The 15,370-nt window shown below is 50.8% G+C and carries 13 protein-coding genes; all 13 read left to right on the forward strand.

Annotated features, from left to right (window positions below):
• The first annotated feature begins 88 nt into the window (after nucleotides 1-88).
• The 13 genes from cysK (at nucleotide 89) to AC6B99_RS31275 (ending at nucleotide 15,178) form a co-directional block, all read left to right on the forward strand.
• The gene (gene cysK, locus AC6B99_RS31215; protein WP_056034771.1) at nucleotides 89-1,027 is read left to right on the forward strand and encodes a cysteine synthase A; all 939 of its coding nucleotides are present in this window, start codon (nucleotides 89-91) and stop codon (nucleotides 1,025-1,027) included.
• 297 nt (nucleotides 1,028-1,324) lie between these two features.
• Nucleotides 1,325-2,962 (forward strand): chorismate-binding protein, encoded by a 1,638-nt coding sequence (locus tag AC6B99_RS31220; protein ID WP_494882971.1) that lies wholly within the window; start codon nucleotides 1,325-1,327, stop codon nucleotides 2,960-2,962.
• 14 nt (nucleotides 2,963-2,976) lie between these two features.
• On the forward strand, nucleotides 2,977-3,558 hold the full coding sequence (gene pabA / locus AC6B99_RS31225) for an aminodeoxychorismate/anthranilate synthase component II (RefSeq protein WP_046234446.1): 582 nt from the start codon (nucleotides 2,977-2,979) through the stop codon (nucleotides 3,556-3,558).
• Entirely contained in the window at nucleotides 3,555-4,520 is a 966-nt protein-coding gene (locus tag AC6B99_RS31230; RefSeq protein ID WP_494882973.1) for an aminotransferase class IV, read from the forward strand. Before pabA ends, AC6B99_RS31230 begins: the two co-directional genes overlap by 4 nt.
• Nucleotides 4,521-4,581: 61 nt before the next feature.
• The gene (folP, locus tag AC6B99_RS31235; protein WP_056034762.1) at nucleotides 4,582-5,454 is read left to right on the forward strand and encodes a dihydropteroate synthase; all 873 of its coding nucleotides are present in this window, start codon (nucleotides 4,582-4,584) and stop codon (nucleotides 5,452-5,454) included.
• Between the two features lie 31 nt (nucleotides 5,455-5,485).
• Entirely contained in the window at nucleotides 5,486-5,872 is a 387-nt protein-coding gene (gene folB / locus AC6B99_RS31240) for a dihydroneopterin aldolase (RefSeq protein ID WP_496664978.1), read from the forward strand.
• Nucleotides 5,850-6,401, forward strand: a complete 552-nt coding sequence (folK, locus tag AC6B99_RS31245) for a 2-amino-4-hydroxy-6-hydroxymethyldihydropteridine diphosphokinase (RefSeq protein WP_056034756.1) — start codon at nucleotides 5,850-5,852, stop codon at nucleotides 6,399-6,401. The genes folB and folK overlap by 23 nt, the downstream gene beginning before the upstream one ends.
• Complete coding sequence (locus tag AC6B99_RS31250; protein ID WP_056034753.1) at nucleotides 6,353-6,574, forward strand: helix-turn-helix domain-containing protein; 222 nt, start codon at nucleotides 6,353-6,355, stop codon at nucleotides 6,572-6,574. Before folK ends, AC6B99_RS31250 begins: the two co-directional genes overlap by 49 nt.
• A gap of 130 nt (nucleotides 6,575-6,704) precedes the next feature.
• Nucleotides 6,705-7,703 (forward strand): tRNA dihydrouridine synthase DusB, encoded by a 999-nt coding sequence (gene dusB, locus AC6B99_RS31255; protein WP_056034751.1) that lies wholly within the window; start codon nucleotides 6,705-6,707, stop codon nucleotides 7,701-7,703.
• Nucleotides 7,704-8,487: 784 nt separating this feature from the next.
• Nucleotides 8,488-8,964: a transcription elongation factor GreA gene (gene greA, locus AC6B99_RS31260; protein WP_056034744.1), complete on the forward strand. Its 477-nt coding sequence runs from the start codon at nucleotides 8,488-8,490 to the stop codon at nucleotides 8,962-8,964.
• 85 nt (nucleotides 8,965-9,049) lie between these two features.
• Nucleotides 9,050-10,573, forward strand: coding sequence for a lysine--tRNA ligase (lysS, locus tag AC6B99_RS31265; protein WP_494865540.1), 1,524 nt, complete (start codon nucleotides 9,050-9,052; stop codon nucleotides 10,571-10,573).
• 227 nt (nucleotides 10,574-10,800) lie between these two features.
• Nucleotides 10,801-14,697 (forward strand): glycosyltransferase family 39 protein, encoded by a 3,897-nt coding sequence (locus AC6B99_RS31270; protein WP_496664979.1) that lies wholly within the window; start codon nucleotides 10,801-10,803, stop codon nucleotides 14,695-14,697.
• A 64-nt stretch (nucleotides 14,698-14,761) separates the two neighbouring features.
• A complete protein-coding gene (locus AC6B99_RS31275; RefSeq protein WP_056034740.1) occupies nucleotides 14,762-15,178 on the forward strand; it encodes a GtrA family protein in 417 nt (138 codons plus the stop codon).
• The last annotated feature ends 192 nt before the right edge of the window (nucleotides 15,179-15,370 follow it).

Raw genomic sequence — 15,370 nt, forward strand, 5'->3', positions numbered from 1 at the left:
GGTATTGACAACGAATACAACTCATTGATAAGATGGAATTAGTTAAAAAACCAACTGAATTAGTCGGAATAAGGAGGAAGTATGACACATGGCAAAAATCGTGCAAAGCATTACTGATCTAATTGGTGATACACCGCTAGTTCGCTTGAATCGTCTTGTTCCTGAGGACAGCGCTGAAATTTATGTGAAGCTTGAATATCAAAACCCAGGTGCGAGCGTAAAAGACCGTATCGCAATCAGCATGATCGAAGTAGCTGAACAGGAAGGCGTCATTAAGCCAGGCGATACAATTGTTGAGCCTACGAGCGGCAACACAGGTATCGGTCTTGCCTTGGTAGCAGCGGCTAAAGGTTATAAAGCTATTCTTGTTATGCCTGAGACGATGAGTATTGAGCGCCGCAACCTGCTTCGTGCCTATGGTGCAGAAGTGGTTCTGACGCCGGGTTCGGAAGGCATGAACGGAGCTGTACGCAAAGCTGAAGAGCTGGCGAAAGAAAACCCGTCCTATTTTATCCCGCAGCAGTTCAATAACCAAGCGAATGTGAAAATCCACCGCGAGACGACAGGCCCAGAAATCGTTGAGGCGATCAACTCCCTGGACGGCAAGCTGGATGCATTCGTAGCGGGCATTGGTACTGGCGGCACAATTACGGGTACTGGCGAAGTGCTGAAGAAGAACTTCAAAGATATTAAAATTTACGCGGTTGAGCCAGCGGCTTCCCCACTGCTTTCGGGCGGACAGCCTGGCCCTCACAAAATCCAAGGTATTGGCGCTAACTTCGTGCCGACGATTTTGGACCGTGAGATCTACGACGAAGTGATTACCGTTGAAAATGATGATGCATTCGACTACGCACGCCGTGCTGCGAAAGAAGAAGGCATCTTGTGCGGAATTTCCTCCGGTGCTGCAATCTATGCTGCTTTGAAAGTAGCGAAAGAACTCGGCAAAGGCAAGCGCGTTATCGCGGTTGTTCCAAGTAACGGTGAGCGTTACCTAAGTACGCCGCTGTTCAACTTCGAGAACTAACACTTATGACCAAGCGGGGCCGTGCCTTAATTGGAGCGGTGTACCGTTTGACTGGCCTTCCATTCATTTGAGTGGAGGGCTTTTTTCAATTATAAGAATGTATAAGTTTCACCCTTATAAACGGCTTAGCATTCACCTTCGACACGGCAGCTTTGCCGCCAGAGGACGGCTGCAGCCGTTTACGCTTGATGGGCGTAATGGGCCGCATGAATATGGTGGCAGCGCTCTTTCCTTTTGGGCGGGTATTCTGTATACTAGGCAAAATAAACATGCTTGTCGATCGGGGGTTGGAAGGTGATGTTCACCGCCTTGGACTATTGGTTAGGGTGGCACGCCGAGCAGAAGTATACGACTTTTCCACTGCTGCGGGAGCTGCCGCTTGGAGAAGAAGGCGTCGCTTCATGGGAAGAGGCATGGCGGGATGCATCGCCGTATGCTTTTGTGCTGGAGAGCGGCAAGGGCGGGCGCTATACGTATCTCGGCTTGCAGCCGGAAAGCGTCATTCGCGGCAAAGGTTTGGAGGCGGAAGCCCGGGCGTTGAGCCCAGATCTCGCCGATGCTTCACAGGCAGCTGATTCAGTCGTACGCTATCAAGGCAAGCCGCTCGAAGTGGTGCGGAGCTGGATGGAGCCTTATCGCGCGCCGAAGCTTGAAGCAGCTGGCATGCCGAAATGGACAGGCGGCTGTGTCGGATTTTGGAGCTATGACGTCATTCGTTCGATTGAGCGGCTGCCGGAGCTGACGGAGGACGACTTGAATTTGCCGGATTATTTATTTCTGCGTTTAAATGAACTGTGGATTGTCGATCATAGCGACAAGAAGCTATATTGCGCGGTGCATACGCTTGTGCCAAGCGATGCGGGTGAAGAGGAGCTGCGGCGTCTTTATGCGCAAGCTTGCTCGCGGGCCGATGAGATGGCCGTTTATTGGGAGAAGCGGTTCGGAAGCGAAGCGAATGGACAGCGGGGCGTGAATCATGCTGCTAGCTCAAGCACAAGCGACAGCCGCCAGCTGCGTCAAGAGCGTCTGCAGCTTGCCACGGACGATTCCCTCCAGAGCAATCTGGATGAGATGGGCGGGATCAGTACGCGTTTTTCGAAGGAAGCCTTTGAGGAGGCTGTTCGGCAAATTCAGCGTTACATCGGGCAAGGCGACGTATTTCAGGTTAATTTATCGGTGAGGCAGAGCCGGGCGCTGGGTGTGCAGCCAGAAGAGCTGTACGAATGGCTTCGTCTCATTAATCCTTCTCCATATATGGGCTTTCTGCGCTGTCCTGACTTTCAGCTCGTTTCGGCTTCCCCGGAGCTGCTCGTTGAGCGCCGCGGCGACTTGCTTGCAGCCCGCCCAATTGCCGGAACGCGCAGACGCGGCCGAACAGAGGCGGAAAACGAGCTCATGGCGGAGGAGCTGCGGACGAGCGAGAAGGAGCGCGCCGAGCATATTATGCTGGTCGATTTGGAGCGCAACGATTTGGGCCGGATTTCGGCTTACGGCACGGTGAAAGTGGAAGAGCTGATGGTCATAGAGCAATATTCGCATGTGATGCATTTGGTATCCCAAGTGGAGGGACGGCTTGCCGAGGGCAAGGATGCTTACGATGTGATTGCGGCTACTTTCCCAGGCGGAACTATAACAGGCGCTCCCAAAATCCGCACGATGGAAATCATTGAAGAGCTGGAGCCTGTAAGGCGTGGTCCTTATACCGGCTCGCTCGGATGGATTGACTATAATGGCGATATGGAATTTAATATTATCATACGAACTATGGTCGTCAAAGATGGCATGGTGCATATTCAGGCCGGAGCAGGCATCGTCATTGATTCCAAGCCGGAGCGCGAATATAAGGAATCATTAAGCAAGGCGAAGGCGCTGTGGAAGGCGATTGAGTATAGTGAACGGTTCAGGCAGGCTGCGCCAAGCGGGCGCAAACATTAGAGGGGGCGCATGCGATGATTCTCGTAATAGATAACTATGATTCGTTTACCTACAACCTGGTGCAATATTTAGGCGAGCTTGGCGAGGACATTGTTGTGAAAAGAAATGATGAGCTGGGGCTGGCGGACATTGAGCAATTGGCACCTGATCATATTTTGATTTCTCCGGGACCTTGCTCTCCGAACGAAGCGGGCATCAGCCTGTCGCTCATTGAGCATTTTAAAGGAAAAATTCCGATTTTCGGCGTGTGCCTTGGCCATCAGGCGATTGGACAAGCTTTTGGCGGCGATGTCATTCGCGCTGAACGTTTGATGCATGGCAAAACATCACAAATGGTGCATGACGGCAAAACGATTTTTGAAGGCATCCCTTCGCCGTTCACCGCAACCCGTTACCATTCCCTTATCGTGAAAAAAGAGACCCTGCCAGACTGTCTTGAAATCAGTGCAGAAACAGCGGAAGGCGAAATTATGGCCCTTCGCCACAAAGAATACCCGATTGAAGGGGTGCAATTCCATCCGGAATCGATTATTTCCGAGCATGGGCTGACGCTGCTGCGCAACTTTTTGAAAATTCGTACAGGCGCGCCGCGATGAAGGTCGCGTTTGGCGGCGTTGTCATGGATGCCGGTCAAGCTGTGATCTCAATATATGATCACGGCTTTTTGTACGGTTTGGGTTTGTTCGAGACGTTCCGGACCTATGGCGGCCGCGCTTATTTGCTGGAACGGCATTTGCGGCGGCTGGAGGCGGGCTGTTTGTCACTGGGCATTCGCTACAAAGCGGATCAAAGTGCGCTTGAGGCGAGGATCGCCGAGCTGCTTCATGCGAATGAGCTGAAGGATGGTTATGTCCGGCTGACCGTTACAGCAGGCGATGGCGGGCTAGGCTTGCCGGTGGGCGATTATGAGCAGCCGCAGGAGCTGATCTTGATGAAGCCGCTGCCGCCTTATCAGGCCGCGCTTTATGAGCATGGCCGCGAGCTTAGGCTGCTGCATACGAAGCGCAATACGCCAGAAGGCGAGATTCGGCTTAAATCACTGCATTATATGAATAATATTATAGCGAAGCGCGAGCTGGCCGCGAGCAATGCCTCGCCGGGAGCAGAAGGAATGATGCTGAGCGGTGCTGGCCTGCTGACGGAGGGCATCGTCAGCAATCTTTTTTTTGCCCAGGATGGTGTCATTCGGACGCCCGCGGTTGATACAGGCATTTTGCCTGGCATTACGCGAGAGCGCGTTATGGAACTGGCCCGTGCGGCAGGCTTCCAGGTGGAGGAAGGCTATTACAGCTGGAACCAGCTGCTTGGGGCAGATGAAATTTGGCTGACGGGCTCCGTTCAGGAACTGGTGCCAGTGACGCGGTTATCAGGTCCCGACGGCACTCTGGTGCAGGTTGGCAAAGAGGCGGGTGCAGGAAGCGGCGCGGGCTCCGGAAAGGCCAGAAATGCAGCCATGCTTGAGGCGGAAGCGGAAGCCGGGAAAGCCGGGACTGTGGCCGGCCCGATCACGCGCCAGCTGCTAAAGGCTTACCGCTCCGATACGATGAGAAGCAAGTAAGGTGGAAGCGTCAATCAGCTGCGCATGAAGACTAGAATAGCTAAAGGTGTGAGCGGAACTTATGAATATAACAAGAGAAAGCAAGCTTGAATATTACAGCAGGAGCTATGAGCTGCCTGGAGGGAAGCAGCTGGAGCTGGGCAAGCGCACGCTGATTATGGGCATTTTGAATGCGACACCCGATTCCTTCTCCGATGGCGGGAAGTTTAATGAAGCGGAGGCGGCTGCCAGCCGTGCATTGGAGATGGCGGCAGAAGGCGCTGATATTATCGATATCGGCGGCGAATCCACGCGCCCGGGCTTTGTGCCGGTCGATGCTGAGGAGGAGCTGCGCCGCGTTATTCCGGTCATACAAGCTGTCCGTGCTGCGCTGCCTCACATTGCGATATCGATCGATACGTATAAGGCAAAGACAGCACGTCACGCGCTCGCCGCAGGGGCTACGATTATTAATGATATTTGGGGACTCAAATTTGATGCGGATATGGCGGCAGCCGCAGCGGAATACGGCTGCCCAGTTATTTTAACGCATAATCGGACGAATCCCGTCTACCTGGCAGCCGATTTTGTGGAGGATGTTATTGCCGATTTGAAAGAAAGCATCGAAATCGCAAGAGATGCGGGCGTGAAAGAGGAGCATATCTGGCTAGATCCCGGTCTTGGCTTTGCCAAAACCCATGAGCAAAATATGGAGCTTCTAGGACGGCTCGCCGAGCTGCACGCTCTTGGCTATCCTGTACTGCTGGGCACTTCACGCAAAAGCTTCATTAGGCAGACGCTAGAGTTGCCAAGGGAAGAGCTGGTAGAGGGTACGGCAGCGACGACGGCGCTGGGCATTGCTCAAGGCTGTCAAATCGTCAGGGTGCATGATGTGCGCGCGAATAAAAGAACAGCTATAATGTCGGATGCGATTACCTACCCGCGTTATTCATAGTTTCAGATATAAGTATAAGGGGCGTAAGCTTATGGATAGAATGCTTGTGAAAGGCATGCAGTTTTACGGTTATCACGGTGTTTTTGCGGAAGAGAACAGGCTGGGGCAAAAATTCGGTGTTGATCTGGAACTGCTGATGGATTTGGAGAAAGCGGCAACGATGGATGATTTGGAAGCAACGGTGAATTATGCCGAATTGCATGCGCTAACGAAGAAAATCGTCGAAGGAACGCCGTTTAAATTGATCGAGGCTTTAGCGGGTAGCATTGCAACCCAGTTGCTGGCGGCTTATACTATGATAAATGAAGTAACGGTTCGTGTGACGAAGCCGAACCCGCCGTTCGACATTCATTTTGATGGCGTGACGGTAGAGCTGCACAGAAAGCGGGATGCTGATGGACGCATTGTCTCCGTTTAATTCGCCCGCAGATGCATATGTGGCTCTCGGTTCAAATGTAGGGGATCGGCAGCAGCTTTTGCTGCAAGCGATCCAGCAGTTAAGCGGCCGCCCAGACATCGAAGTGCTTCGCGTTTCGGGCGTATATGAGACCGATCCGGTCGGCTATACGGATCAGCCCCCTTTTCTGAATATGGCTATCGCCGTACGAACTACGCTGTCCCCGCTTGCTTTACTGCACGTTCTGCTGGATACCGAGCAGCAGCTTGGGCGTGTTAGAGATATACGCTGGGGGCCGCGCACTATAGATCTCGATTTGCTGTTGTATGCTGATGTCGTGATGGATGGCGAGGAGCTGACACTTCCGCATCCGCGAATGATGGAACGTTCTTTCGTGCTCGTTCCGCTTGGTGATGTAATCGAGCAGTCCCATCCGCTTAAGGAACAGGTGGCTGCGGCCGCGGCTTCAGCGCTTCAGGATGGAAAGGAAGGCATCATGTTATGGAAAATCATCAATTGGCACAGCGAGTCCGGGCATTTCGTAAGCTAAAGGGCTATACACAGCAGGAATTAGCAAAAGTACTTGGCGTGTCGGTAGCGGTGTTAGGCTCCCTTGAGCGCGGCACCCGCAAGGCGGACGCGAAGTTATTGATTCATATATCAAACACCCTTGGCGTTAGCTATGAAGAGTTGACGGATTCGGAATCAAATGGAAACGCGTAAGCAAGCGTAAACGGCTGACGCCGTCCTCTGGCGGTATAGCTACCGTTTCGCGGGTGAAGTATAAGCCCGTTATAAGGGTAAAACTTATAAATGCTTATATTTGAACAAACCAGAAGGAGCGTGGAGAAGCATGCTGAAAATCGGCGACATCGAGATGAAGAACAGAGTTGTACTCGCGCCGATGGCCGGCGTGTGTAATCCAGCCTTTCGTCTAATTGCGAAAGAGTTTGGAACAGGTCTTGTGTGCGCGGAGATGGTGAGCGACAAGGCGATTTTGCACGGCAATAAGCGGACGAGGGAAATGCTGTTCGTGGACGAGCGTGAGAAGCCGCTTAGCCTGCAGATTGTCGGCGGTGACCGTGAATCGCTGGTCGAGGCGGCGAAGGTCGTGGATAAGCAAACCAATGCTGATATTATTGATATCAATATGGGCTGCCCGGTACCTAAGGTAACGAAATGCGATGCTGGTGCGCGCTGGCTCCTTGACCCGAACAAAATTTACGAGATGGTTTCTGCCGTAGTAGAAGCTGTCGATAAACCGGTAACGGTGAAAATGCGCATCGGCTGGGATGACGAGCATATTTATGCGGTGGAAAATGCGCGCGCCGTTGAGCGTGCTGGCGGCAAAGCGGTCAGCGTACACGGTCGTACGCGCGAGCAGCAGTACACAGGTGTAGCGAATTGGGACATCATTCGCGATGTGAAGCAGGCTGTGTCGATTCCGGTAATCGGCAACGGGGATGTTTTTTCACCTGAAGATGCCAGGCGCTTGCTGGAGCATACAGGCTGCGACGGCGTCATGATCGGCCGTGGTGCGCTTGGAAACCCTTGGATGCTGTATCGGACCATTCAATATTTGACGAATGGCGAGCTGCTGCCCGATCCAATGCCGCGCGAGAAGATGCAGGTTGCTATTCTTCATCTGGATCGTCTCATTGACCTGAAGGGCGAGGCGGTTGCCGTACGGGAAATGCGCAAGCATCTGGCTTGGTATTTGAAAGGCTTGCCGGGCGGTGCCCGCGTCAAGGATGTTATTATGGAAGAAACCGGCCGGGACCGGATGGTGGACATTTTGGATCAGTATCTGGTGTCGCTCGAGGAGCAAGGTCTGGCTGCTGCAAGTTTCTAGCTTGAAATATAGGAAAGGATATCCTAACGCGATCCTTTCTCTATATTTCTCGGAATGAAACGCGTTGCGCCGCCAAAGGAAGGCGCCAGCCGTTTCACCTTGCACGATCAGGCTGTTCAGGAAACGGCTGCTCGGAAATTCGACAATCCCTATACTTGATTTACAAATGAAATAAACGGGCAGGTTATCTGAGAACGTTCAGAGGCCTGCCTTTTTTTAAAATAAAAGGTTGTAAAGGCGAGTCTCCTGCCTATGCTCGTATGACGCCTAACGACAAAACATTTGTTATTTTTTCATAGAACGGCGCGAGCCGTTTCACCTTGGGTAATAGATGAGGAGAGCCATGGCGGCTTATGAGAAAATGGAAAGGTTATGTAAAAAACCTTATATATTTGGAACTTTGTGTTTTTTGCAGACGAGTTAGGAAGGATTGTACGGTTTTGCAACGAATAAAAAAGAAGGGCCGTGTGGCTGTCCTGCCAACTGAAATAAAGGGTTCAAGCACAGGCGCTTTTACAAGCGGCGTGTTCCTTGCAGCCAGGTGTACATATATGGAGGGCAACGCTTTCAAGAGGCCTTATGCGAAAGTCGTTCCAGTCGTTTGGCTTTGATTGACATTCAGGAGAACATTGCATATAATCGTGCAATATAACCTTAATGACTATAGTCAACGCGGCTTATCTGCTCCCTCAGCTGGTCTGAGGCAAGAGGAGCGTAATATATTAATTAACAGTGAATTCATACCTGGTATGAAAATTGGTCACACGACGGGAGAATCGGAAAGATGAGCGATAAAGAGATCATTCTGACTCAGGAAGGTTTGAGAAAGCTTGAGGACGAACTGGAGATGCTGAAATCGGTCAAGCGTCGCGAAGTAGCTGAGCGGATCAAGATCGCGATTGGCTACGGCGATATTAGCGAAAACTCCGAGTATGAAGATGCTAAGAATGAGCAGGCCTTCATCGAAGGTCGTATCATTACGTTGGAAAAAATGCTCCGCAACGCTCGGATCATCAACAGCGATGAGATCGATACAGATGTGGTCAGCATCGGCTCCACGGTAACTGTAGAAGATTTGGAATTTGGCGATAAAATGGAATATGCCATTGTCGGTTCCGCAGAATCGGATCCGCTTAACAATAAGATTTCCAATGAGAGCCCTGTAGGCAGAGCGATTTTGGGTAAAAAGGAAGGCACGGTCGTTGATGTCAGCGTACCTGCCGGTGTTATACAATATAGAATCGTCGATATTAAAAAATAAGGTTTGCACTGTGTCTGATTCAGAAAGCTTCCTTAAGCGGAAGCTTTTTGAACGTTAAAGCGGTGCCTTAGGAGATGAAATCAAGTTGGAACATCAGAACACCGAGACAGGTCATGAACAAGAACAAGAGCTAAGCGAGCTGCTGCAAATCCGCCGTGATAAACTGGACGAGCTGAGAGGACTCGGCATTGATCCATTCGGCAGCAAATTCGAGCGTTCGCATAATGCGAAGGACATCGTGTCCGCTTATGAGTCGTTTACGAAGGAAGAGCTGGAAGAGAAAGCCGAACAGGTAAGCATTGCGGGCCGGATTATGCAGAAGCGCGGCATGGGTAAAGCGAGCTTTGCCCACATTCAGGATCTAAGCGGCAAAATTCAAATTTATGCGCGCAAGGATACGGTTGAGGAAAACCAATTCGCAGCATTCACCCTGCTTGATATCGGCGATATCATCGGCGTGAAGGGAACGGTATTCAAGACGAATACCGGCGAAGTATCGGTAAAAGCGCTGGAAGTGATCGTACTTACGAAATCGCTCCTGCCTTTGCCGGACAAGTTCCATGGACTGAAGGATGTCGAGCTGCGCTACCGCCAGCGTTATGTTGATCTAATTGTGAATCCTGATGTTCAACAAACGTTCATCTCCCGCTCCCGCATTATCCAATCGATGAGACGCTACCTGGATGGCCAGAACTATCTGGAAGTGGAAACGCCGACGCTGCATACGATTCCGGGCGGAGCATCCGCACGTCCTTTCATCACGCATCATAATGCGCTTGATATGCAGCTTTATATGCGTATCGCGATTGAGCTGCATTTGAAACGCCTCATTGTCGGCGGCATGGAGAAGGTTTACGAAATTGGCCGCGTTTATCGGAACGAAGGCATGTCGACGCGCCATAACCCAGAATTTACGATGCTGGAGCTGTATGAGGCTTACGCTGACTACAAGGATATTATGGCATTGACTGAAAACATGATCGCGCATATCGCGCAGGATGTGCTCGGCACTACCAAGATCATGTACCAAGGCCAAGAAGTCGACCTGACGCCGCAATGGCGCCGTATTTCAATGGTTGATCTAGTTAAGGAAATCAAAGGCGTTGACTTCAGCGTTCAAATGACGGATGAAGAAGCGCATGCCATTGCGAAGGAGCATAACGTCAAAGTTGAGCCGCATATGACGTTCGGTCATATTGTGAATGCGTTCTTTGAAGAGTTTTGTGAGCATACGCTCATTCAGCCAACCTTCGTTACGGGCCATCCGGTTGCGATTTCGCCGCTGGCGAAGAAAAGCCCGGTTGATCCGCGCTTCACGGATCGTTTTGAATTGTTTATCGTGGCGCGCGAGCATGCCAATGCGTTTACAGAGCTAAACGATCCGATCGATCAGCGCGAACGTTTTGAGGCGCAGCTGCTGGAGAAGGAGCAGGGCAATGATGAGGCGCATGAGATGGATGACGATTTCATCCGTGCACTGGAGTACGGCTTGCCGCCAACGGGCGGACTAGGAATCGGCATCGACCGTCTGGTCATGCTGTTGACTGATGCGCCTTCCATCCGCGACGTGCTGCTGTTCCCGCATATGCGCAATCTGGCGGGCGAATAGCCGATCATATTTTTCTACTAACCTGTTGAGGCCTGTGGCTTCAGCAGGTTTTTTTCTATAATAGGGCTAGGAAAGCTGTTGAAACGTGCTTTATGTCAGGCAACAAGCTGATGCCGCCTCCGTCCATTGACCCGTGCCGTATTTTCCTTTAAAGTGAATATGTATTTTCAGACAAAAAAAGCTATCTTAGCGAGGTAATGACTATAGAAATCAGAGGTGAACAGACGTTGCTGAAAGGTTCAATGAGAAGTTTGCGGTTGGTCATATGCATGGTAATGCTCTTATTCAGTTTTTTGCCTTATGGCGGCAAGCAGGTGTTCGCGGAGGAATTTAATATTATACATAATGCTGGCTTCGAGGATGCGGAGTCCGGTGTACCTTTGTCATGGACGCAGGATGTGTGGGAGGCTGGGGAGAGCGTATCGCGCTTCACGCTGGAGCAGTCCGATGTTTATTCAGGCACCGGCGCAGCTAAGATTCAGAACTTTCAGCCGAACCATGCCAAATGGATACAGAAGCTGACCGTAAGTCCGGACGCTTATTACCATGTGAGCGGCTGGGTCAAGGTTTCAGATGCAAAGAGCGATGCAATCGGGGCAAATCTGTTCATTGTAGGAGTGGGCGATCCATTTCCACAGTTGACTGATACGGCGGGCGAGTGGAAGCTGCTCGAATTTTACGGCCGGACAGGCCCAGAACAGAAGGAGCTGCAAATGGGCATCAGCCTGGGCGGCTACGGAAGCTTGAACACGGGAACAGCGCTGTTCGACGATTTGAAAATGGAGCAGCTTCCAGCAAAGCCTGAAAACGTTCAAATCATGTCCTTCGAGCCATCGCAGCTGACAGGTGGTGGGGGCGGAGCGACAGATGCTGAAAAGATGGACCCGAAAAAGATATCCGCTTTTCCCGTATTATCAATATCGGCCTTATTCGGCCTCTTGTTTGTTTTTCTCTATCGAAAAATGCTTCGGACGCAGCCGCTTGGCAAATCCAGCACTTCCTATCGTGGCTGGCTGATTGCCGCTATGGCAGCAGCTCTTATTTTCAGGCTATGGGTTGCGATTAAGGTGCCGGGCTACGTCAACGATATTAAGACCTTTATGTACTGGGCGGATCGCGCCTATCAGAATGGCGTACAGCAGTTTTATGAAGAAGGGGTCTTTGCAGACTACCCGCCGGGCTACGTCTATATTTTGTATGTTCTTGCTGCCATCAAGTCATGGTTCAGCATAAATCCGGATACAAGCGGAGCAACGCTGCTCTTCAAGCTCCCGGCCATCGTGGCCGATCTAGTGTCCAGCTGGCTCATTTACCGGTTTGCCAAAACAAAGCTCAATCCGGCAGCAGCGACAGGCCTTGCCCTGCTCTATGTCTTTAACCCGGCGATTTGGATCAATTCAGCAGGCTGGGGACAGGTGGATTCCTTCTTCACCTTGTTTCTCATTATGGCCATTAGCAGCATGGCGGGGGAGCGTCTGGAACGAGGCGGTATCTGGTTCGCGCTTGCTGTGCTCATTAAACCGCAGGCTTTAATTTTCGCCCCGGTTGTCCTGCTCGCTTATTGGCATAAACGCGATTGGAAGCGCGCCTTGATGAGCGTCGCTTATGGCTTGATTGCTTTTCTAGTGCTTGCGGCTCCATTTTTCTTGAATAATGGCGGTTTAATGGGTGTTATTGAGCTTTACAAAGCAACGTTATCCTCCTATCCGTACGCAACATTGAATGCGTTCAACTTATACGCGCTCACGGGAGGGAACTGGGCTTCACTGGACAGCAGCTGGCTGCTGTTGTCTTATAAAACATGGGGCAATATTGCCATAGTACTAGCTGTTGTGGTGGCACTATGGTTCTCCTTTAAGGGCAAGCCAAAGCGCAATCTGGGCATCTCTTATTTTATTGCGATTATTCTCATCACAATCGTGTTTCTATTTGCGACGAAAATGCATGAGCGTTATCTGTTCCCTGTCATCTTGCTGTATGTATTCGCCTATATCGAGTCGCAGGATCGGCGGCTGCTGCATCTCATGATGGGTTTCAGTGTCACGCATTTCATTAATGTCGGGTACGTGCTTGCATTTAGCGAGGCAGGTCAGCATACGGTGACCGACGGCATTGTCATTTTGTGCTCCATTACGAATTTGTGTTTGTTCGCCTATTTGCTTTATGTTGGTTATTCTCTCTATGTGAAAAATGATCCCAAACCAGTTCCACCGCTGACGCAGGAAGAACTTCGGGAAGCGGACCAGCAGGCACTCAAGGAGCTGGAGCCGCAGAGCACTCCTAAGGGCAAGGAACTGCAGGCTTCTACCTCTGATAAGAGCGGCAATAAGCTCACCCGCAAGGACTGGTGGTGGATGGGCGGCATTACTGTTGTCTATGCGATTGTGGCGCTGCTTAATTTGGGCTCGTTCAACAGCCTGAATACAGGCTGGAAGCCGCAGCAGAATGGCCAAAGCTTTTATGTTGATCTTGGCCAGACGCAGCAGTTGGAACGGGTCAATATGTTCGGAGGCGTGGGAGCCGGCAAGCTCAAGCTGGAGTTCGGAAATTCACCGGATGCGTGGAGCGGCGGTGTAGAAGTCGAACTGAAAATCGGCGATGATCTAAAATGGGTCGTCCAGCCGCTTAATGTGAGCGCGAGATATGCCAAGGTTACGGTTGCTTCAACTGGTTTCTCGCTGCAGGAAATGGCCTTTTATCCGAACGGAAGCGATCAGCCGCTGCCTATTGGAGACATTGTTTATATCGGCTCTAATGCGGCAGCGGCCGAGGACCCGCGTTTTGGCCCTGTGGAGCATCTATTTGATGAGCAAAGCTCGGCAGCTTACAAGTCGACCTATTGGAACGGCTCATACTTCGATGAGATTTATCATGCACGTACTGCGTATGAGTTCCTTGAGGATTTGCCCGTATATGAAAATACACATCCGCCATTGGGCAAAATACTCATCGCCATCGGTATCAAGCTGTTCGGGCTCAGCCCCTTCGGCTGGCGGATTATTGGAACGCTGTTCGGCATTGCGATGATTCCTCTTATGTATATATTCGTGCTGCGGCTGTTCCGCTACCGCACGGTTTATGCAGCGGCTGGCGCGATTTTGCTGGCGGCCGATTTCATGCATTTCACACAGACGCGCATTGCGACGATCGATGTGTACGCCGTATTTTTCATTATGCTGATGTTCTACTTCATGTACCGTTACTATAGAATGAACTTCTATTTAGTAGCACTAAGGAAGACGCTCGTTCCGCTATCGCTCGCAGGGGTCGTATTCGGCATAGGTGCTGCGTCCAAATGGATCGTCCTTTACGGCGGGGCAGGGCTTGCCGTTATGCTGGGCCTATCCTTGTTCGAACGCTACAAGCAATATGCGGCTTCCAAGCGTGCGCTTGCATCGGGAACAGGGAATGCCGAGCAGAGGGAAACGTATAAGCGCGTCATTCAAGCTTTCCCGCGCAATACGCTATTGACGCTCGCGAGCTGTTTGGTGACGTATATCGCCATTCCTGCTGTTATTTACAGCCTATCCTTTATCCCGGTGCTGAACGCAGGCGATGGCAAATATACATTTGAAGGACTTGTAAGTCAGCAGGAGCATATGTATTCTTATCACAGCGAGCTGGTTGCCACGCATCCTTATTCCTCGCAGTGGTGGGAATGGCCGTTTATGAAACGCCCGGTGTGGTATTATAGCGGCAAGGATTTAGAAAATGCGAATGATGTATCATCGATTTCCGCTTTCGGCAATCCACTTATTTGGTGGACGGGACTGTTCGCGGTAATAGGTGCCTTCTATATAAGCCTTAAGCGCAAAGATAAACGCATGTACATCGTCTGGATTGCTTATCTGTCGCAATACTTGCCGTGGATGCTGGTGCCAAGGCTGACGTTTATTTATCATTATTTTGCGATGGTGCCATTCATGATCATGGCGATTCTCTATATGTTCCAGACGGCAGAGGAGAAAAATCCGAAGTGGAGGAAATATTTAGGACTCTACGTCGCAGCAGCGGTCGTGCTGTTCATTATGTTTTATCCTGTATTATCAGGTTTGCCTTTCAGCAAAACATATGTGGCTCATATATTGCGTTGGTTCCCAAGCTGGGTGCTCTATAGCGGCTAGTGCCAGGAAGCTGAGCCATACAAACATTTGAGTGAAGAAGTTAGGAAGACAAAGGAGCGGCAACATGTCCCAGGGTGCAATGAGGCAAACAATCAGGCAGTTTATAATGTTTAATATGATAGGGCTAGTAAATACGGCTGTCGATTTTATGGTGTTTAGCCTCTTGGTATGGCTGGGCGTGTACTTCGTTGGTGCACAGGTGATATCTTATGGAGCAGGTATTGTGAACAGCTACGTTATGAATTCCTGGCTGACGTTCGGCAAAGGGCCGGAGCAGCGAAGAGAACGCAAGTTTGATAAAGCACAGGCGATAAGGTTTACTATTTTGAGCTGTACGGTTCTAGGCCTGTCGTTACCCCTATTGTATTTCGTATCTGAAAAGATGCTTGTTAACGAGTGGCTGGCAAAGCTGCTCGTTACAGGGGTGACGACAGTGCTCAATTTTATAGGCAGCAAGAAGTGGGTTTTTCGCGGTAAATAAGGGTTTGAAACGCCGGAAAAAGGCGCTGTAATGCGGGTTTAATAAAAGTTGAAAGTTTTTTTGAAAAAACACTTGCAATCCTCTAGGCACCCGTGATATATTATATGAGTCGCCGCTGAGACATACGGCAGACACGAACGAAACGCAAGCAAGAGAAATTGTTCTTTGAAAACTGAACAACGAGTGAAACTG

Source organism: Paenibacillus liaoningensis (assembly GCF_059609455.1).